This is a genomic window from Rhodobacter sp. P1_C2, assembly GCF_056406375.1.
Window position 1 is genome coordinate 370,080 of record NZ_JBFUAG010000001.1, and the last position, 19,125, is coordinate 389,204.

At 67.6% G+C, this 19,125-nt stretch carries 18 protein-coding genes and 1 pseudogene; 7 read left to right on the forward strand and 12 right to left on the reverse strand.

Features of this window, described 5'->3' with window-relative positions:
- Window positions 1-402, forward strand: coding sequence for a GFA family protein (locus AC1DZT_RS01810; RefSeq protein ID WP_478004874.1), 402 nt, complete (start codon window positions 1-3; stop codon window positions 400-402).
- Between the two features lie 25 nt (window positions 403-427).
- Complete coding sequence (locus AC1DZT_RS01815; RefSeq protein ID WP_478004875.1) at window positions 428-748, forward strand: hypothetical protein; 321 nt, start codon at window positions 428-430, stop codon at window positions 746-748.
- 453 nt (window positions 749-1,201) lie between these two features.
- Here AC1DZT_RS01815 and AC1DZT_RS01820 read toward each other — a convergent pair whose 3' ends face one another.
- The 10 genes and pseudogenes from AC1DZT_RS01820 to AC1DZT_RS01865 form a co-directional block, all read right to left on the reverse strand.
- Window positions 1,202-2,212, reverse strand: coding sequence for a GDP-mannose 4,6-dehydratase (locus tag AC1DZT_RS01820; protein ID WP_478004876.1), 1,011 nt, complete (start codon window positions 2,210-2,212; stop codon window positions 1,202-1,204).
- Window positions 2,213-2,279: 67 nt separating this feature from the next.
- Window positions 2,280-3,158, reverse strand: a complete 879-nt coding sequence (locus AC1DZT_RS01825; RefSeq protein ID WP_478004877.1) for a hypothetical protein — start codon at window positions 3,156-3,158, stop codon at window positions 2,280-2,282.
- A gap of 57 nt (window positions 3,159-3,215) precedes the next feature.
- Window positions 3,216-3,725 carry a ribosome maturation factor RimM gene (gene rimM, locus AC1DZT_RS01830; RefSeq protein ID WP_478004878.1) on the reverse strand — a complete coding sequence of 170 codons (510 nt, stop codon included), beginning with the start codon at window positions 3,723-3,725 and terminating at the stop codon, window positions 3,216-3,218.
- 1 nt (window position 3,726) lies between these two features.
- Window positions 3,727-4,359: a 5,6-dimethylbenzimidazole synthase gene (bluB, locus tag AC1DZT_RS01835; protein ID WP_478004879.1), complete on the reverse strand. Its 633-nt coding sequence runs from the start codon at window positions 4,357-4,359 to the stop codon at window positions 3,727-3,729.
- Between the two features lie 8 nt (window positions 4,360-4,367).
- Window positions 4,368-4,721 (reverse strand): 30S ribosomal protein S16, encoded by a 354-nt coding sequence (gene rpsP, locus AC1DZT_RS01840; RefSeq protein WP_478004880.1) that lies wholly within the window; start codon window positions 4,719-4,721, stop codon window positions 4,368-4,370.
- 61 nt (window positions 4,722-4,782) lie between these two features.
- On the reverse strand, window positions 4,783-5,079 hold the full coding sequence (locus AC1DZT_RS01845; protein ID WP_478005078.1) for a chorismate mutase: 297 nt from the start codon (window positions 5,077-5,079) through the stop codon (window positions 4,783-4,785).
- A 90-nt stretch (window positions 5,080-5,169) separates the two neighbouring features.
- Window positions 5,170-5,601, reverse strand: a pseudogene (locus tag AC1DZT_RS01850) (GNAT family N-acetyltransferase); the annotation flags it as partial.
- Window positions 5,598-6,134 carry a GNAT family N-acetyltransferase gene (locus AC1DZT_RS01855; protein ID WP_478004881.1) on the reverse strand — a complete coding sequence of 179 codons (537 nt, stop codon included), beginning with the start codon at window positions 6,132-6,134 and terminating at the stop codon, window positions 5,598-5,600. The gene AC1DZT_RS01855 and the pseudogene AC1DZT_RS01850, both read right to left, overlap by 4 nt.
- On the reverse strand, window positions 6,131-7,645 hold the full coding sequence (gene ffh, locus AC1DZT_RS01860; protein ID WP_478004882.1) for a signal recognition particle protein: 1,515 nt from the start codon (window positions 7,643-7,645) through the stop codon (window positions 6,131-6,133). The genes AC1DZT_RS01855 and ffh overlap by 4 nt, the downstream gene beginning before the upstream one ends.
- Window positions 7,646-7,839: 194 nt before the next feature.
- Window positions 7,840-8,190, reverse strand: a complete 351-nt coding sequence (locus AC1DZT_RS01865) for a DoxX family protein (RefSeq protein ID WP_478004883.1) — start codon at window positions 8,188-8,190, stop codon at window positions 7,840-7,842.
- A gap of 153 nt (window positions 8,191-8,343) precedes the next feature.
- Between AC1DZT_RS01865 and AC1DZT_RS01870 the strand changes: the two genes are divergently transcribed.
- Window positions 8,344-9,237: a LysR family transcriptional regulator gene (locus AC1DZT_RS01870; RefSeq protein ID WP_478004884.1), complete on the forward strand. Its 894-nt coding sequence runs from the start codon at window positions 8,344-8,346 to the stop codon at window positions 9,235-9,237.
- A gap of 151 nt (window positions 9,238-9,388) precedes the next feature.
- Here the strand turns inward: AC1DZT_RS01870 and AC1DZT_RS01875 are convergent, their stop codons facing one another.
- Window positions 9,389-12,358: an error-prone DNA polymerase gene (locus AC1DZT_RS01875; RefSeq protein WP_478004885.1), complete on the reverse strand. Its 2,970-nt coding sequence runs from the start codon at window positions 12,356-12,358 to the stop codon at window positions 9,389-9,391.
- Between the two features lie 309 nt (window positions 12,359-12,667).
- Here AC1DZT_RS01875 and rnr point away from each other — a divergent pair, with 309 nt between their 5' ends.
- The 3 genes from rnr (at window position 12,668) to AC1DZT_RS01890 (ending at window position 16,718) form a co-directional block, all read left to right on the forward strand.
- Window positions 12,668-14,914 (forward strand): ribonuclease R, encoded by a 2,247-nt coding sequence (gene rnr / locus AC1DZT_RS01880; RefSeq protein ID WP_478004886.1) that lies wholly within the window; start codon window positions 12,668-12,670, stop codon window positions 14,912-14,914.
- A gap of 196 nt (window positions 14,915-15,110) precedes the next feature.
- Window positions 15,111-15,437, forward strand: a complete 327-nt coding sequence (locus AC1DZT_RS01885) for a low affinity iron permease family protein (protein WP_478004887.1) — start codon at window positions 15,111-15,113, stop codon at window positions 15,435-15,437.
- A gap of 90 nt (window positions 15,438-15,527) precedes the next feature.
- Window positions 15,528-16,718: a lytic murein transglycosylase gene (locus AC1DZT_RS01890; protein ID WP_478005079.1), complete on the forward strand. Its 1,191-nt coding sequence runs from the start codon at window positions 15,528-15,530 to the stop codon at window positions 16,716-16,718.
- Window positions 16,719-16,812: 94 nt separating this feature from the next.
- Here the strand turns inward: AC1DZT_RS01890 and AC1DZT_RS01895 are convergent, their stop codons facing one another.
- Entirely contained in the window at window positions 16,813-18,471 is a 1,659-nt protein-coding gene (locus tag AC1DZT_RS01895) for a Y-family DNA polymerase (RefSeq protein WP_478005080.1), read from the reverse strand.
- Window positions 18,472-18,675: 204 nt separating this feature from the next.
- On the opposite strand from AC1DZT_RS01895, the gene AC1DZT_RS01900 reads away from it, so the two are divergent.
- On the forward strand, window positions 18,676-19,110 hold the full coding sequence (locus tag AC1DZT_RS01900; protein WP_478004888.1) for a c-type cytochrome: 435 nt from the start codon (window positions 18,676-18,678) through the stop codon (window positions 19,108-19,110).
- Window positions 19,111-19,125 lie beyond the last annotated feature (15 nt).

Sequence of the window (19,125 nt, forward strand, 5' to 3'; positions counted from 1 at the left end):
ATGGATCAGGTGCCGGATCAGGTGACGGGAGGCTGTCTCTGCGGCGGGGTGCGCTTCGTGGCGGAGGGGCGACCCTACCGTGTGGGGATCTGCCATTGTCTGGACTGCCGCAAGAACCACGGCGCCCTGTTCCACGCCTCGGCGATCTTTCCCGAGACGGCGGTGACGGTGACGGGCGAGGTGCGCGAGTACCACGGCCGCTACTTCTGCCCCACCTGCGGCTCGCCGGTCTATGGGCAGTTCGGGGACGAGATCGGGGTGAATCTGGGGGCGCTGGACGAGGTGGACCGGTTCAAGCCGACTTATGAGCTGTGGACCGTAAGGCGCGAGGGCTGGTTGCCGGTGTTTGCGGGGGTGAAGGGGTATGAGCGGGATCGGTTGGGGGAGGGGCGGGAGGAGTAGGGGGCCGTTGGAAGATGCTAAACATATGGACGCGACGCCCGCCTTTTACGTGGATTTCAACGAAATGGTTGAGGCGGACTTGGTCCTGCTATCCCAATCCGACGAACGCAAAAGTTCGGACGGGGAGGTCGTGACGTTCCGTGAGGGCATGAGCGTGCGGATTTTCATGGACGATCCCTCGCCGGGGGGAGAACCGGAGTTTCTGACTGCTGAGGGGAAGGTGGAGCCCAATCTCTACGCGGATTGGAGCGGCCATGTCAGGTGGCTTTGCCGGATTTCCTCGGAGGGCATACGGCGGGTGCGCGGACATGCGCCATTCGCCGCTGCGAGCGACGGCGCGCAATGATCGCGAGATGCACGGCGGTCGCCTGATTTTGCCAGTCGGGAGACGGTTTATGCCTCGCTTCAGGGTATCTGAGTTGCACCGGTGCCCAGTTACCACCAGCCACCCAATCCACTGCCGTGATTTTCCCCTTGCCCGGAATCAAGGCGCGAAGCGCCGCCGGGCCGCGCCCGACCTCCCCCCGGGAGGGCGCGTTTGCAACGGTTGCCAGCAGAACTTCGGGGGAAGTGTTTGAACCATAAAGTGCCTAGAACCAGCCTTGGCGCGCCCACCCGAGGTCGGGTGCGGCCCTCCGCTGTGCTGGTTGGGTAAAGGGCACTTCAGGGTGGCCTTGGCGTGCCCACACGGGGTCGGGTGCGGCCCTCTGGTGTGCCGGTTGGGTATAGGGCAATTCAGGGCGGCCTTGGTGCGCCCTCCGAGGTCGGGCGCGGCCCTCTGGAGCGCGGGGTGACGCGGTCAGACGCCGTAGTATTCGCGGTACCAGGCCACGAAGGCGGCGATTCCGTCTTTCACGTCGGTTTGCGGGGCATAGCCTGTGAGGCTGCGCAAGAGGCTCGCGTCGGCCCAGGTGGCGTGGACGTCGCCTTTCTGCATGTCCATGTAATTGCGCTGGGCCTTGCGGCCGGTGGCCTCCTCGATCGCATCGACGAAATCCAGCAGCTTGACCTTGTCGGAATTGCCGATGTTGACCACGCGCCAGGGGGCGGCGAGCGAAAGGCTGTCGCCTTGGATCGGCTCAGCGGTGCCGGGCATCGGTGGGGCTGCGTCGATCAGCAGGCGGATGCCGCGCACGAGGTCGGTGACATAGGTGAAATCGCGGTACATCTCGCCGTGGTTGTAGATGTCGATCGGGCGGTCGTGCAGGATCGCGTCGACGAACTTGTAGAGCGCCATGTCCGGGCGGCCCCAGGGGCCATAGACGGTGAAGAAACGGAACATCGTGGTCGGGATATGCCAGAGATGCGCATAGGCATGGCCCATCGACTCCGTCGCCTTCTTGGTCGCGGCATAGATGGTCAGCTGGGTATCGGCCTTGTCATTCTCGGAAAACGGCATCGCCTCGTTGGCGCCATAGACCGAGGAGGTCGAGGCCATCATCAGATGTTCGACCTTCAGCCGCCGCGCCACCTCCATCACGTTGAAGGTGCCGATCACATTGGCATCGAGATAGGCGCGCGGGTTGTCGAGCGAGTAGCGCACCCCGGCCTGGGCGGCGAGGTGGACGATGACCTGGGGCTGGAAGGCGTCGGAGACGGCATCGAGCGTGTCGCGGTCCTCGAGCAGCGCCTCGGTGGCGGAGAAGTGGGGGTTCTGCAGCAGGATCTGGTGGCGGCGCTGTTTCAGGCGGACGTCGTAGTAATCCGACATACCGTCATAGCCGTGGACCTGGAAGCCTTCGGCCAGCAGCAGGCGGGCGAGGTGGAAGCCGATGAAACCTGCGGTGCCGGTGACCAGAACCTTGCGCATGAGACCCTCCGATGGATTGCGACCTGATTGGCCGATCGGGGGCGGATTGGCAAGCGCCGGGCGTGGATCAGGCGTCGGGCTCCTGTGGGGCTGGCGCGGTTTCGGGCAAGAGGGCGGCCAGTTGGGTCAGGGCAGCGCCAGCCTCCTGTGCTGTGGCGGCGGCCTCGGTGAGTGCTGCGGCAGGGGGACAGTCGGCGGCGAGCTGTGGCGCCGCCTGCAGCAGGCGGGCGCAGCGGGCGGCGAAAAGGGCGAGAAGCCCGGCATCCTGGCCGAGCCGGGCAAAGACCTGCGCGGGATAGGCGCTGCCCGACAGGGGCTCGGCCACATCGGGGTCGGTGGCATGGAGGATCAGCGCCATCAGCCCGGCGCGCGAGGGATGGGGGATCGCCTCCAGCGCGCGGCGGAGGGTCAGGGGGTCTTGCCCGATGGCGGCGAGCCGGGCCTGAACCTCGGCCTCGCGCGCATCGTCGGGCAGGGCGAGAAGCTGGGCCAGCCGCTTTTGCGCCGGATCCTGCGGGGCGGGGATCTGGGCTTCGGCGGGGCCCAGCGGTTGCGCCTCAAGGCCGGTCACCGTCTCGGTCTGGTCGGGGTTCCAGACCATGCGGGCCAGGGGCACCGAGAGGAAGGACAGGGCGGCGGGCAGGTATTCGGGCAGCAGCCCCTCCAGTCCCAGCAGGCGGCCGATGCCACGGCCGAGCGTGAAGCCCAAGGACACCAGCAGGATCTGCGTGGCGACCAGCGCCAGCAGCGCGACCACGGCCTCGGGGCGGGCGATGTCGCCGGGCCGGGATGGCCAGAGATGCGGGCGCAGGATCACGCTCCACAGCACGAAGATCGCGGTGAAGAGCGGCACCTTGTCCCATCCCTGCAGCGAGAGGCCGGACAGCAGGGGGCCAAGGTAGAGAAGGGCCATCGTGGCCTGGAACAGGCGGAAACGGTCGGTCACGGGGCGCCTCCCACGCGGCTTGTGCCACGCTTGGGAGTCTGCGGCATGAGGCCGGGCTTAGTCCAGCCCTTCCGGCGGGTCGGCGACGATGCGGCCGGCGGCAAGATCCACGGTCGGGATCACGGCGAGGGTGAAGGGCAACAGCAGGTCCGAGCCCGCGCCCGAAATCTCCAGCAGGTCGCCGGCGCCGTGGTTGTGGACGGCGCGGACCTTGCCCAGCAGCTTGCCGCCGGGGTCGCGGACCTCGAGCCCGATCAGGTCGGCATGGTAGAACTCGTCATCGGGCAGGCGCGGCAGGCGCTTGCGGTCGACATAGAGGGTGACGCCCTTTAGCGCATCGGCCTCTTCCTTGGTGGTGATGCCGGACAGGCGCGCGCCCAGACCGCCCGCCACCGGGCGGGTCAGCTTCAGCTTGAACTGGCGGGTGCCATCCTCGGACCAGAGCGGGCCATAGGACGCGATGTCTTCGGGATCGGTGCAGAAGCTTTTCAGCCGCACCTCGCCTTGCACACCGAAAGCACCGGCAATCGCACCGACACAGACGCGGTCAGGGGCAGGTTCGGTCATCTCAACGGCTTTCCATGATCAGATGTGAGGCGCGGGTTTCCCAGCCGAGCTTTTCCAGTTCGGGCGTCGTGTCAATGGTCTCGGGCCAGCCGAGGCAGAGGTAGCCGATCAGCGACCAGCCCCTGGGCACCGCAAGATCGCGCGCCAGCTGATCGGGATCGAGGATCGAGACCCAGCCGAGGCCAAGCCCCTCGGCCCGGGCGGCGAGCCACATCAGCGTGATCGCCCCCACCACCGAATAGGCGCGGGTTTCCGGCATGGTTCCAGCGCCAAGGCCCGAGCCCTTGTCGGAACTGTCATCGCAAAAGACCGCCAGATGCACCGGGGCCTCGCGCATGCCCGACAGTTTCAGCCCGGCGTAAAGCCTGGCCTTTTCGCCGCCATAGCCGGACAGGGCCGCAGCATTGGCTGCAGCGAAATTCATCGTGGCCGCGGCGCGCGCCTCGGGGCTTTCGACCCGCAGGATGCGCCAGGGTTCGGAGAGGCCCACCGAAGGGGCCAGACAAAAGGCGTGAAGGCAGCGATCCAGGACCGCTGCCTCCACCGGATCGGTGCGGAAGCGGCGCACGTCGCGCCGCCACAGCATCAGGTCCTGCAACTCCGCACGAAACTCGGCGGTGTATGTGCCTTGCATCGCAAGGATTACTCGGCAGCCGGAGCTTCGGCAGCAGCGGCCTTCTTCTTGGCGCGCTCGGCCATGGCCTTGCCGGGGACGGCCGACTTGGGGTTATTGCGGACGGTCTTCGGCAGGACGCCGGCAGCTTCGAGGAAGCGGGCGACGCGGTCGGTCGGCTGGGCGCCCTTGGCGAGCCAGGCCTTGATCTTGTCGAGGTCCATCTTGATGCGGTTTTCGTTGTCTTTCGCCAGCATCGGGTCATAGGTGCCGAGCTTTTCGAGGAAGCGACCGTCGCGCGGCATGCGCGAGTCGGAGGCGACGATCGAATAGTGCGGGCGCTTCTTGGAACCGCCACGGGCGAGACGGATTTTCATGGACATCGTGTTTCTCCTTGGGATGTCGTGGGCGAAGATGGGCAGATTGCCCATCCTACGGGTTGGGTTATTTCTGGAACTTCTCGTGATGCCTGATGACTTCGGAAATGATGAAGGTCAGGAATTTCTTGGCAAATTCGGGGTCGAGGTCGGCCTCGGCGGACAGACGCTCCAGCCGTTCGATCTGGCGCGCCTCGCGCTTGGGGTCGGACGGCGGCAGCGCGTGTTCGGCCTTGAGCCGACCCACGGCTTGCGTGTGCTTGAACCTTTCGGCCAGGGTATAGACCAGGATCGCATCGAGCCGGTCGATCGAGGCGCGGTGGTCTTTCAGCACCTCGGCGGCGCGGAGTGTGGCGTCGGTCATCGGTTGCTCCTGCACGGCATGGTGGCGGTAGATGCGTTCGGGCGGCGGATAGGGCGAGCGGGCCTCGGGGTCGACGACCGCGCCCAGCCTTTCGCACAGGCGGTGCGAGCGGTGGTTTGCGACATCGGTATAGCTGACCGCCGTTCTGTAGCCCGAATTGGCGAAGAACCAGTCGCGCGCCGCCACTGCGGCCTCGTAAGCGATGCCCTTGCCTTCCAGGCTGGCGTCCCACAGGCTCCAGCCCAGTTCGGGTTCGAAATAATCGTCGGGGAAGAAGGGGCCGACGAGGCCTACCGCCTCATCGCTGCCTTTCAGCGTGACGACGAACAGGCTGAAACCATGTTTGCGCCATTGCGCCAGCAGATCGTCGAATTCGGCTGCGGTTTGTTCCGCCGTCAGGGGCCCGCCCATCATGTGCGAACGATCCGAGGCCCAGAACTGCGCGCAGGCGGCACGGTCGCTGTCCTGTGGCAGGCGCAGGACCAGACGTTCGGTCTCGAGTCTGGGGGAGGCGCCGGTCATGCCAGAACCCTCAGGTCGTGGCGGATCACCACATCGGTCGGGTCCGCGCCCGGCGCGTCAACCTGCACCCCGCCCAGACGCAGGCCAAGGGCGATGGAGCGCGTGTTGCGCGGGTCGATGTAATTGTCGAGGTGGTCCCAGCCGAAAGTCCGTTGCGCCCAGACCATGACGGCGCGCGCGCCTTCTGCAGCGAAGCCCTTGCCCTCGGCCGCCTCGGTGACAAACCAGCCAAGCTCGGGTTCGGGGTAGCCTGCGGGCTGGTAAATGCCGACCTCGCCCAGATAGGCGCCGGTGGCAGTGTCATCCATCGAGAAGGGGCCAAAGCCCATCAACGGCCATTGCCCGACCTCGGAGGCGAAGATGCGCCAGGCGGTGGCTTCGTCAAAGGGGCCATCCTCGAACTCGGACCGCGCGGTGGCGTAGAAGGCAAGACGATAGGCGAAATCCTCGAACCGCGGCATGCGCAGCGTCAGACGCTCTGTCCGAAGGACAGGCGCTGAGGCATAGGCAATATGCTGCGGGCGGGTGATCATTTCTTCTTGAACATCCCCGAAAGCCCAGAGGGCAGGCCGGACATGCCGCCAAGCCCGCGCGGCAGGCCGCCGAGGCCACCCATGCCGGATTTCATCGCCTTGGCGGCGGCTTCCAGCTGGGCGGGGTCCATGTTCTTGAGGTCCGGCATGCCGGCAGCGGCGCCGCCACCCTTGCCCATCATCTGGGCGATGGCCTGCTTCATCATGCCGCCCTTGCCCATCTTCTTCATCATCTCGGCCATCTGCTTGTGCTGCTTCAGAAGCTTGTTCAGCTCTGAAACCTCGAGGCCGGCGCCCGCGGCGATGCGCTTCTTGCGGCTGGCCTGCAGCATGTCGGGATTGGCGCGCTCTTTCTTCGTCATCGACTGGATCAGCGCGATCTGGCGTTTGAGCATCTTGTCGTCGAACCCGGCCTTCTCGGCCGCCTTGGCCATGCCGCCCATGCCAGGCAGCATCCCCATGATTGACTGCATGCCGCCCATCTTCAGCATCTGTTCCAGCTGCATCCTGAGGTCGTTCATGTTGAACAGACCCTTCTGGAAGCGGCGGGCCATGCGTTCGGATTGCTCGGCCTCGAAGGTCTCGCGCGCTTTCTCGACCAGGGCCACGATGTCGCCCATGCCGAGGATGCGGCCCGCGACCCGTTCGGGGTCGAAGGTTTCGAGCGCATCCATCTTCTCGCCCAGACCGACAAAGCGGATCGGCTTGCCGGTGACGGCCCGCATCGACAAGGCCGCACCGCCGCGCCCGTCGCCGTCCATCCGGGTCAGAACGACGCCAGAGATCCCGACCTTGTCGTTGAACTCGGTGGCCACGTTGACCGCGTCCTGCCCGGTCAGACCATCGACGACCAGCAGCGTCTCGCGCGGGTCGGCGATGTCGCGGACGGCCTGGATTTCGTCCATCAGCACTTCGTCGATGTGCAGACGGCCGGCGGTATCGAGGAACAGCACGTCATAGCCGCCCATCGCGGCTTGCGTCTTGGCGCGCTTGGCGATCTGCACCGCGGCCTCGCCCTTCACGATCGGCAGGCTGTCGACGCCGATCTGTCCGGCCAGGATCGCCAGCTGCTCCATCGCCGCCGGTCGGTTGGTGTCGAGCGAGGCGAGCAGGATGCGCTTGTTGTTGCGCTCTTTCAGCCGCTTGGCGAGCTTCGCCGTGGTGGTGGTTTTCCCCGAGCCTTGCAGACCGACCATCAGGATGGTCGAAGGCGGGTTGTCGATCTTCAGGGCATCGGCGGCACCGTCGCCGGCCAGAACCGCGATCAGCTCGTCATGGACGATCTTGACGACCTGCTGGCCCGGGGTGACCGACTTGGTGACGGCCTGGCCCGTGGCACGGACGCGGACGGCCTTGATGAAGTCGCGCGCCACGGCGAGCGAGACGTCGGCCTCCAGGAGGGCGGTGCGCACCTCGCGCAGGGCGGCGTCGACATCCGCCTCGGTCAGGGCGCCCGCCTTGGTCAGACGGTCGAAGACGCCACCAAGGCGTTCTGACAGGCTTTCAAACATGGCGCTCTCCTAAGACAATGCCCTTGACGGGGCGGCGACGGGGTTCCTTTGGCAAAATAGGGTACGGCACCCGTGGGCGCAACGCGCTGACGGATGGCGATCCCGGCAAAAGCCAAGGGACCGGAAGCATGGGCCTCCGGGGAATTAGAGCGGCTGATAGGCGCAGCCGGGCGCGGAGTCAAGAAGGCAAGGGGTCAGCGCGTCAGATCGGCCTTGTTCTGCCACAGGATCAGCCCGGCCAGCCCTGCCACGGCCATCGCAGGCGGGGCGCTGTCCCAGCCCAGCACCGAAAGATGGGCCAGCGTGGCGGCAAGCCCGGCAAGCAGACTCAGCGCCGCGCCGTAGCCGATGCGCCCCGGCACCACCAGCAAGACAGCGGCAGCGATCTGCACAAGTCCCGCCGGATAGCGCATCCAGGGTGAGACGCCCAGCACGACAAAGCGGTGACCCATCCGGTCAAAGCCGGTCAGCACCGCAAGCCCGGCGGCAAGCATCACCAGCGCCATTGCCACCCGGACCACTCTTGAACTTCCGACTTTGCGCATTGAGCCTCCCGATTGCCGCCATCTAGGACAGAGGCCCTGCGTTTCGCAATGCCGGAACCGGGTTGCAAGGCGCGGGTGGCCTGGACAAAGCCCCTTGCTCCCCTGCGCGCTGTTGGGCCAAATGGCAGGGCAGCTGTTCAGGAATGCACAGAAATGATGGTTGATACCTGGGATGAGATTCGCACCGCCTATCAGGTGGCCCGTCTGGGCACGGTGTCGGGGGCGGCAGAGGTGCTGGGCGTGCACCACGCCACGGTGATCCGCCATATCGACGCGCTGGAAAAGCGGCTTGGCACCAAGCTGTTCCAGCGTCACGCGCGCGGCTATGCGGCGACCGAGGCGGGGCGTGATCTGCTGACCACGGCGCAGCGGACCGAGGAACAGTTCGGCCAACTGGTCAGCCGGATCAAGGGCCAGGGCGAGACGGTGACGGGCGAGCTGGTCGTCACCTCGATCTCCGGCATCGCGCATATCCTGACCCCGGTCTTTGCCCGGTTCCAGCAGGATTACCCCGGCGTCTCGATCCGGTTCTATTCCGACATGCGGCTGTTCCGGCTGGATTACGGCGAGGCGCATGTGGCGATCCGCGCCGGGGCGGCGCCGGAGGACCCCGATTATGTCGTCCAGCCGCTGGTGCAGATCCAGACGGCGCTTTACGCCTCGCAGGCCTATGTCGCGGCCCATGGCCGGCCGGAAGGCCCGCAGGATTTCGCCCGCCACCGCTTCATCGGCCCGGTGGACCCCGACAACCGCGCCCCCTTCAACCGCTGGCTGCGTGAGAATGTCCCGGCGGAGGCGATCACCTACCGGATCAGCGAGCCCGAGGCCAATGGCGTTGCGGTGCGGGCGGGTCTCGGGATGGGGTTCCTGTCCTGGCGCGAGGCGCAGGGCGATGCCGATCTGGTCGAGATCCTGCCGCCGTCGCCCGACTGGGGCTCGGCCCTGTGGATCGTCACCCATGTCGATCTGCACCGCACCTTGAAGGTGCAAAGCTTCCTGACCGAGCTGAAACGCGCTGCGGCGGGCTGGAGCTGCACCGAAGGCTGAAGCCTCCCGCCCGGCGCGCCTGCCCCGGCTGTGATCCAAAGGCGCGCCTGCGGCGCAGTGCCTTGATCTCGCCTCTGGCCTGCGGCCAACCGGCTCGGGCAAGCCTCCGGCGGGAGTATTTGGGCAAAGCGCAAAGCGGCTTCATCCAGATCTAAATATCCATGCCGACCGTGTCGCGGGTCCGGGCCTCGGCCGGTTGCGCCGTCTTCTCCGCCGTCCATGGCAATGCCGGACGCGGGGCCTCGATGGCCCCGGGGCCGGCACCTTGTGGGGAGAAGAAGGCGCGCAACAGGTCCATCGGGTGACGCCGCAGGGTCAGGCGCATCGCGAGGTAATCTTCCACCACGGCCTCGCCCTCGCCCATCGTGCGAAAGTGGACCTCCGGTTCGACGATGCCTTCGCCATCCATGTCGCCGGCAAAGAGCGGCAGGGGCCTGTTGCCCGCCAGCGCCCGCGCGGCCCAGAGCGCGTCGCGGCGCGGCAGGCCCAGTTCGGCGAAGACATCCGCCTCGGCCAGCCGGGTGATGGTGGCCGGCGTGACCCCCGCCCGGCGCCAGACATCCTCGACCGCGCGGTAGCCATTGCCGCGGGCGGCGGTGATCCAGAGCGATTCCTCCTCGCCCATCCCGTTGATCTGGCGAAAGCCGAGCCGCAGGGCGAGGCCGCCGGTGCTGGGCTCGTCGGTCTCCTCCATCACATTGTCCCATTGGCTGGCGTTGATCGAGGGCGGCAGCACCCGCACCCCATGTTCGCGGGCATCGCGCACGATCTGCGCCGGGGCGTAAAACCCCATCGGCTGGGCGTTCAGCAGCGCGCAGGCAAAGATGCCCGGGTGGTGATATTTGACCCAGGCGCTGGCATAGACGAGGAGGGCGAAGCTCGCCGCATGGCTTTCGGGAAACCCGTAAGAGCCGAAGCCCTCGATCTGGGCAAAGCAGCGGCTGGCGAAATCGGCGTCATAGCCATTGGCCGCCATGCCGGAGAGGAAGCGGTCGTGGAACTCGCTGACCGATCCATGCTTCTTGAAGGTGGCGAGCGAGCGGCGCAGCCGGTCGGCCTCGGTCGGGGTGAAGCCCGCGCCGATGATCGCGATCTGCATCGCCTGTTCCTGGAACAGCGGCACGCCGAGGGTCTTGCCCAGCACCCGGCCCAGGGCGTCGGAGGGGAAGGTCACCACCTCTTGCCCGTTGCGGCGGCGCAGATAGGGATGGACCATGTCGCCCTGGATCGGCCCGGGGCGTATGATGGCGACCTGGATCACCAGATCGTAGAAGCTGCGCGGCCGCATCCGGGGCAGGAAGTTCATCTGCGCCCGGCTTTCGACCTGGAAGATGCCTAAGCTGTCGGCCTTGCAGAGCATGTCATAGACCGCCGGATCCTCGGGCGGCAGGGTGGCGAGGCTATAGGCGGTGCCGTGGTGTTTTTCCAACAGACCAAAGGCCTTGCGGATGCAGCTGAGCATGCCGAGCGCCAGGATATCCACCTTCAGGATGCCGAGCGTGTCGATATCGTCCTTGTCCCAGCAAATGACAGTGCGGTCCTCCATCGTGGCATTCTCGATCGGGACCAGTTCGTCCAGCCGGCCCTCGGTGATGATGAAGCCGCCGACATGTTGGGAGAGGTGACGGGGGAAGCCCTGGATCTCCTCGATCAGCTGCAGGGTCAGTTGCAGGCGGCGGTCGGTGGGGTCGAGCCCGATCTCGGCCAGGCGCTGGTCGTTCATGGTCTTGGCCGAGCCGAAGCCCCAGATCTGGGAGGACATGGCGGACAGCGTGTCTTCGGTCAGGCCCATGGCGCGGCCGACCTCGCGGATGGCGCGTTTGCCGCGGTAGTGGATGACGGTGGCGCAGAGGCCCGCGCGGTGGCGGCCGTAGCGCTGGTAGATGTGCTGGATCACCTCTTCGCGCCGTTCGTGTTCGAAATCGACGTCGATGTCGGGCGGCTCGTTGCGCGCCTCGGAGACGAAGCGTTCGAAGACCATGGTGCCGATTTCCGGCGAGACCGAGGTGACGCCGAGGGCATAGCAGGTGATCGAATTGGCCGCCGAGCCGCGGCCCTGGCAGAGGATGCCGCGGCTGCGGGCGAAGGCCACGATGTCGTGGACGGTCAGGAAATAGGGCTCGTAGCGCAGCTTGGCGATCAGGGCGAGTTCATGCGACATCTGGGCGCGGGCCCTGTCGGGCACCCCGGCCGGATAGCGCCAGCGCAGCCCCGCCTCGGCCAGGCGGGTCAGGCGGGCGGCGGGGCTTTCGCCATTGGCCACCTCGGACGGGTATTCGTAGCGCAGTTCGTCCAGCGAGAAGGTGAGGCTGGCGGCGAGGGCGCCGGCGCGGTGGACGGCATCCTCGAAGCCGCGGAAGAGGCGGAGCATCTCGGCCTCCGAGCGCAGGCGGTTTTCGCCATGGGGGACGGCGTCGAGGCCGAGCGCGTCGATCCGCCGGCCGAGGCGGATGGCCGAGAGCACATCGGCCAGCTTGCGCCGCGCGCCGTGGTGCATGAGGGGCTGGGCCGAGGCGACGGTGGGTATCTTCAGCCGCCGGGCCAGGGCGGTCAGCCGGGCAAAGCGCGCACCGTCCTGACCATCGTACCCGGGGGCCAGCATCAGGTGACAGGCCGCGGGAAAGCGGCGCGTCAGCCTTTGCGCCTGTGTCACCCAGGCGCCCGCGCCGCCCCGCACCGGGGTCTCGGGTTTCGCCGTCTCGGGTTGCCCCGTTTCAGATTGTGCTGTCTCGGGATGGAGGAGGAGCGCCAGGCCCTCGCCCCAGTCCAGCATATCCTGCAGGGTCAGGTGGCATTCGCCCTTGGGTGCCCGCCTGCGCCCCTCGGTCAAGAGGCGGCAGAGCCGGCCCCAGCCGGTGCGGTCGCGGGGCAGGGCGGTCAGGGTGAAGCCGTCCTGCAGCACGATCCGCGCCGCCGGGATCAGCCGCACCTGCGGCCCGTCGTCCCGCGCCAGTTCGCGCGCCTTGGTATGCGCCCGCACGATCCCCGCGACCGAGTTCAGATCGGCGATCGCCAGGGCGGCAAACCCCAGTTCGGCGGCGCGCAGGATATATTCCTCGGGGTGGGAGGCCCCGGTGAGGAAGGTGAAGTTGGAGGTGGCGCTGAGCTCGATGAAGGGCATGGGGTACCGTGAACAATAAGAGAACATCCTAAAGCATCCGGGCCGGTGCCGCCAATGAGTCGTTTTGGGTGCGCCGCTTCGGGGCGGTGGTGCCCCGGCCCGGCCCCGGAGGGTTTCACACCCTCCGGACCTCCCGTGGGATATTTGTGCCAGTGTGAAAGGGGGCAAAGGGGAAGGGGGCACGGTGGCAGGGGGAGGCGCGGGTCTTGCACTTGCTCCTTGCCAAATACTCCCGCCGGAGGCGCAGGGTGGGGGCGCGCGCCGCCTTCCGGCTTTTCGCGCGGCGCGCATCGTGTTAGGGGCTGGGACATGAACCCCATTCCCACCAAAGACCAGATCCGCCAGTGGATCCTCGACAACCCCACCCTCGTGGCCAAGCGCGACATCGCCAAGGCCTTCGGGATCAAGGGCGATGCCCGCATCGACCTCAAGCGCCTGTTGAAGGAGCTGGAGGCGGAGGGCACCGTCACCCGCACCGCAAGGCGCTATCACGAGGCGGATGCCCTGCCGCCGGTGGCCGTGCTGGAGGTGCTGGCGCCTGACAGCAACGGCGATCTGTTTGCGCGGCCGCTGGAGGCCGGGGTGCCGACCGATGGGCCGCGCATCCTGATCGTGGCGCAGAAGGGCGATCCGGCGCTGGGGGCGGGCAACAAGATCCTGGCGCGGCTGACCAAGGTCGCGGCCGAGGATCACGGCTATGAGGCGCGGCTGATCCGCGCTTTGGGCGGCAATCCGGCCAGGGTGCTGGGCATCTTCCGGCAAGGCGCCGAGGGCGGCCGCATCGTTCCCATCGACAAGGGCGCCGACAAGGAATGGCGGGTGGCGCGCGACGCCACGCTGGAGGCGCGCGACGGCGAGCTGGTCGAGGCGGAGCTGGTCGGCAAGCGCCAGATCGGCCTGCCGCATGCCCGCATCACCGCAAGGCTGGGCGATCCCTCCGGGCCGCGGGCCGTCTCGCTGATCGCCATTCACCAGCACGGCATCCCCGACGCCTTCCCCGATGCCGTGATCGCCGAGGCCGATGCGATGGTGGCAGCTCCCATGGGTGCGCGCGAGGATCTGCGCGATCTGAACCTTCTGACCATCGACCCGCCCGATGCCCGCGACCGGGACGACGCGGTCTGTGCCGAGCCGGACACCGACCCGGCCAATCCGGGTGGCTTTGTCCTTTGGGTCGCGATTGCCGACGTGGCGCATTACGTCACGCCCAATTCGGCGCTTGATCGCGAGGCGCGGAAGCGTGGCAATTCCAGCTACTTCCCCGACCGGGTGGTGCCGATGCTACCCGACGTGCTGTCGGGCGACCTCTGCTCGCTGCACGAACATGTCGACCGTGCCTGCCTTGCCGTCCGCATGGTGATCGACGCCGAGGGCCACAAGCTGCGCCATGCCTTCACCCGCGGGTTGATGCGGTCCAAGGGGGCCCTGTCCTATGCCCAGGTGCAGGCGGCGCAGGATGGCCAGCCTGACGAAGCCACCGCCGCCCTGCTGGATGTGATCCATCCGCTCTACGGCGCCTACGAGGCGCTCAAGCGCGCCCGCGCCGCCCGCCAGCCGCTGGAGCTGGACCTGCCCGAACGCAAGATCGTGCTGGGCGAGGATGGCAAGGTCACCTCCGTCTCCTTCGCCGAACGCTTCGACGCCCACAAGCTGATCGAGGAGTTCATGGTGCTGGCCAATGTCGCCGCCGCCGAAGAGCTGATCCGCCTGAAGCGCCCGCTTCTCTTCCGCGTTCACGAGGAGCCCAGCCCGCAGAAACTGGACGCGCTGCGCGAGGTGGCCGAGGCTTCGGGCTTCACGCTGGCCAAGGGCCAGGTCCTGAAGACAGCACATCTGAACCGGCTGCTGTCGCAGGCCGAGGATACCGAGTTTGACGAGCTGATGAACATCTCGACCCTGCGGTCGATGACCCAGGCCTATTATTCACCTGACAACTTCGGCCACTTCGGCCTGGCCTTGCGCAACTACGCGCATTTCACCTCGCCGATCCGGCGCTATTCCGACCTGATCGTGCATCGGGCGCTGATCTCGGCCCATGGCTGGGGCAAGGACGGGCTTTCGCCCTGGGATATCGAGAACCTGGAAGAGACGGCCAAGCTGATCTCCGACACCGAGCGGCGGTCGATGGCGGCAGAGCGGGATACGACCGACCGCTACCTTGCGGCCTATCTGTCCGACCGGGTGGGGGCCGAGTTTTCGGGGCGGATTTCCGGCGTGCAGAAGTTCGGCCTGTTCGTCAAGCTGGACGAGACCCAGGCCGATGGTCTGGTGCCGATCCGCTCCATCGGGCGCGAGTTCTACCATTACGACGAGACGAGCCAGACCCTGACCGGGTCGGATTCCGGCCAGGTCATCGGCCTGGGCCAGCGCGTGCTGGTGCGGCTGACCGAGGCGACGCCGGTCACTGGTGGCCTGACGCTGGAGCTTCTCTCGATCGAGGGCGGGGCGATCAAGACGGCGAGCGCCAGGCCCGGGCGCTACAGCCCGCGCAAGCCGGTCGGCTTCAAGGCCAAGCGCGACGCGATCAAGCGCAAGGTGACCCGCAAGCCGCGCTGAGACTTGATGAAATCGTGACTTGCCTGATCGGCCGGCGGGGATTATCTCAGCCGGGCGGAACCTGATTCCGTATCACATGGATCTTATCCTCATGCCAACCCTCAGTCGATTGACCGTGCCGTCAGGGCGCTAGACAGGGTTCGCTTGTGATCCTTGCCTGGCCGCTTCTGGTGGCCGGTCGCAAGGAGACGATGAAATGAAAGCTTTCTTCAAAAGCCGCTTCGAACTGCTGTCCGAGTGGATTTCGGTGGCACTCGGCCGGCCCGCCGCCTTTCTGGGCGCGCTGGCGGTCGTGATGCTTTGGGCCATCAGCGGGCCGCTCTTCGGCTATTCCGACACCTGGCAGCTGGTGATCAACACCGGCACCACGATCACCACCTTCCTGATGGTGTTCCTGCTGCAGAACACCGGCAACCGGACGATTTCGGAACTGCAGGACCACCTGCACCGGCTGGAGCGGCAGAATGCCGAAATCCTGTCGCTGCTGCGCGACACCCCGGCAGAGCTGCGCCGGGTGGCGTGACGCGGCCTTGTGCAGGCCCCGGGCCTTTGCCACAAAGGCCCCATGGGGCAAGGGTTTGCGAAAGGTCTGGCGCTGGGATGGCTCATCTTGATGGGCAGCCCGGCGCTGGCCGAACCGCCGACGCGCCCGGCGTTGCACGCAAGGCAGGAGATTTCGGTGGCGACAGGCGATGTGACGGCATGGATCGCGGCCTTCCGGCCCCGCGCGCTGGCGGCGGGGATTTCCGAGGCGACGCTGGATATGGCTTTGACCGGGGTCACCTTGCGCGAAGATGTGGTCGAGAAGGACCGCAACCAGACCGAATTCACCCGCACCATCTGGGATTACCTCGACCGCGCGGTCTCTGATGACCGGATCGCCGCCGGGCAAAAGGCGCTGAAGACGCGCAATGCCCTGCTGGACAGGATCGAGGCGAAATACGGGGTGGACCGGCAGGTTCTGCTGGCGATCTGGGGCTTGGAAAGCAGCTATGGCGTGAACCGTGGCGATATTCCGACCGTGGCGGCGCTGGTGACCCTGGCCTCGTCCACCCGGCGCGGCGCCTATTTCGAACGCGAGCTTCTTGCGGCGCTGCGCATCCTGCAAGAGGGCGATGTGACGCGTGCGGCGATGCTGGGCAGCTGGGCCGGGGCGATGGGGCATACGCAGTTCATGCCCTCAAGCTACCTTGCCCTCGCGGTGGATTTCGACGGCGACGGGCGGCGCGACATCTGGGACGACAGCCCCGGCGATGCGCTGGCCTCCACCGCGGCCTACCTTGCGCGCTATGGCTGGCAGAAGGGCCAGCCTTGGGGGGTGGAGGTCACGCTGCCCAATGGCTTCGACACGCTTCTGGCGGGAGAGAAGATCCACCACACCGCCGCCGAATGGCAGGCCATGGGCGTGGCGCGCGCCGGTGGCGGCGCCTTGCCCGACTGCGGCCCGGCTTCGGTGCTTCTGCCCGGCGGCGCGCGCGGGGCGGCTTTCCTGATCTGCCCGAACTTCCATGTGATCGAACATTACAACCCCGCCGACGCCTATGTCATCGCCGTGGGTCACCTCGGTGACCGGATCATCGGCGGCGGGCCGATCCTTTCCCCCTGGCCCCGCGATCTGCGCGCCCTGACGCTGGAGGAGCGGATCGCCCTGCAACACCGCCTGACCCTCGCCGGCTTTGACGCGGGCGGGGCGGATGGCCGCATCGGCCCCCTGACCCAATCCGCCATCCGCGCCTTCCAAACCTCGGTCGGCATCACGCCCGATGGCTATGCCAGCCTCGACGTGCTGAACCGCCTGCCCTAGGCTTTTGCCCCACGGCCGGGCAGCACGTCCCAGCCGTTTCATCGGTCCCCAAATATCCCCGCCGGAGGCTTCCACGCCGCAACCGGCGCAGGTCTCAGGCGAAAAGCCCCTGGCAGAACCAGCCGCCCGACATCTCCCCGCCATGGGCGTAGAAGAGCCAGAGCCGCTCGCCCCCCTCCACCTCGACCCGCCAGTAGTCGCGCGGACCGCTGCGCCAGTCGGGGTCGTCAAGCCACCATTCCGGGGTGATCCGTTCCGGGCCGGAGGCCATCCGCGTCGCAAGGTCGCGCCGGCGCCAGCGGAAGCGGGCGGGCGGGGTCGGCTCTTGCGGGGCGGTGACGGGTTCGGGGCGGAAGAGCGTCAGCGGCCGCGGCGCGCGCGGCTGCGGCCAGGGCGCGGGATGCGGGGCGGACCAGGCCGCGGCCAGGGTCTGCGCGGCCTTCTCCGGGATATGGCTTTCGCCGGGGTGCAGGCGGGTGACCGCCTCGGAGCCCAGCCGCGCGCCAAGCTTGCCGATCAGATCGGCCAGCGCATGGTCGGCGGTCTGGCGCGCCGCCGCCGCGGCAGAGGCGTCACCGTGGCCGCGGTGCTGGACGGCGTGCAAGGGCTCGGTCTCCACCGCCGCCAGCCGCAGGCAATCGATGCCGAAGCCGGGGTCGATGCTGTCGAGCTTCAGCAGGATCAGCGGCCGGATCGCCTCGGGCCGGTCGGCGGGGCGGGCGAGGCCGATCTCCACCCGCTCCACCCGTCCATCGCTGCGCCAGGCCTCCAGCCTGACCCGGCGGGCGCCCCGGGCATTGGCGCGCAGCTTCTCGCACAGGGGGTCCAGCAGGCGGTCGAGGCCGGCGGTGATATCCTCGGTCAGGCCGATCGGGTCGGGAAAGGTCAGGCGGGTGGCGAAATGCAGGGGCGCGCGGGCCGGGGCCACGGGTTCCGGCTCCATCCCCAGGGCCTGGTCCAGGCGGCGCATCGTGTCGGCGCCAAAGCGGCGGGCAAGGCCGGCGCGCGGCAGGTCCAGCAGGTCGCGCACCCGGTTCAGCCCCAGGCGGTTCAGCCCCGCCACCGCATCCGCCGACAGGCGCAGCGCCGGCAGCGGCAGATCGTCCAGGGCCTGGCGCGTCTGGCCGGGGGCGGCAATCACGCCCTGCGGCAGGCTGGCGCCGCCACCTGAGGCCATATCCCCGCCCCGCGCCCAGCCCGGGCGTTTCACCGCGCGCGAGCGGGTGGCCCGCGCCTCCTGATCGATCGCATCGCCGTTGCGCAGGGGCCGCGCCTGCCGCCCGGCATAGCGGGCGAGCGCCCAGGCCGCCCCCCGCGTATCGGCGATCCCGGCGCGCAGGGTCAGGCCCAGATCGGCGCAATCCTCCTCGACCTGCGCCAGAAGGGCCGCCTCGCCGCCGAAGAGATGCGCGCAACCGGTCAGGTCGATGACCAGCGCCGCCGGCGGCTCCTCGGCCACCCAGGGGCTGAACTTGCCCGCCCAGCGTCGCAGCACGGTCAGAAAGGCCGCCTCGCCCAAAGGGTCCGCCGCCCGGGTCACAAGGCCGGGGCACATGGCGCTGGCATCGCGCAAAGGCTGGCCCTGACGCAGGCCCGCCGCCTCGGCCTCGGCGTTGAGCGAGGTCAGAACCTGCGCGCCCTTCTCGTCGCCGACCATGGCGAAGGGCAGGGGCAAGGCATCGCGCCGCAGGCGCAGCGCGCGTTCGGCGGCGAGGCGGGGAAACCAGAGCGAGAGGATTCGGCGGTTCGGCATGGGTGCCATGTTCGCACATTGTTCCCGCTCCTCCAAGCCCCGCCGGGGCGGGGGTGGCGATGGTTTGCGCGGTGTCCCGCCTGCAAGTGGCTGATTTTCCCAATGACAATCGCGTGAAACGCGCGTTTTCAGACCAAAGTCCGTATCCCTGCGTCACAAAGCCGGGTCATAGTGCCCTGATCATTCCTGACCGGAGCCCGGAAAATGAAATTCACCGCAAAGATCCTTGTACTTGGCCTGCTGATGGCGGGTGGCGTTGCCCTGGCCGAAGGGGCCACCGATCCTGATGTCAAAGCGCGTCAGGACGTGATGGATGCCAATGGCGCCGCGGCCAAGACGCTGGGCGGCATGGCCAGCGGCAAGGTCGCCTTCGACGCCGCCGCCGCACAGGCCGCCAAGGAGGCTCTGATCGCCGATGCCAAGAAGATCCCGGAGGTCTTCAAGAACCAGGCCACCGATCCCGCCTCCAAGGCCAAGCCGGATATCTGGACCAGCTGGGACGATTTCGCCGCCAAGGCCGAAGACCTTGGCAAGGCGGCCGAGGCGATGGACGCGTCGAGCCTCGATGGCGTCAAGGCCGGCATGGGGGCCGTCGGCGCGGCCTGCAAGGCCTGCCACACGGCCTACAAAGCCTCGTAAGGCTTCGGTCAGAAT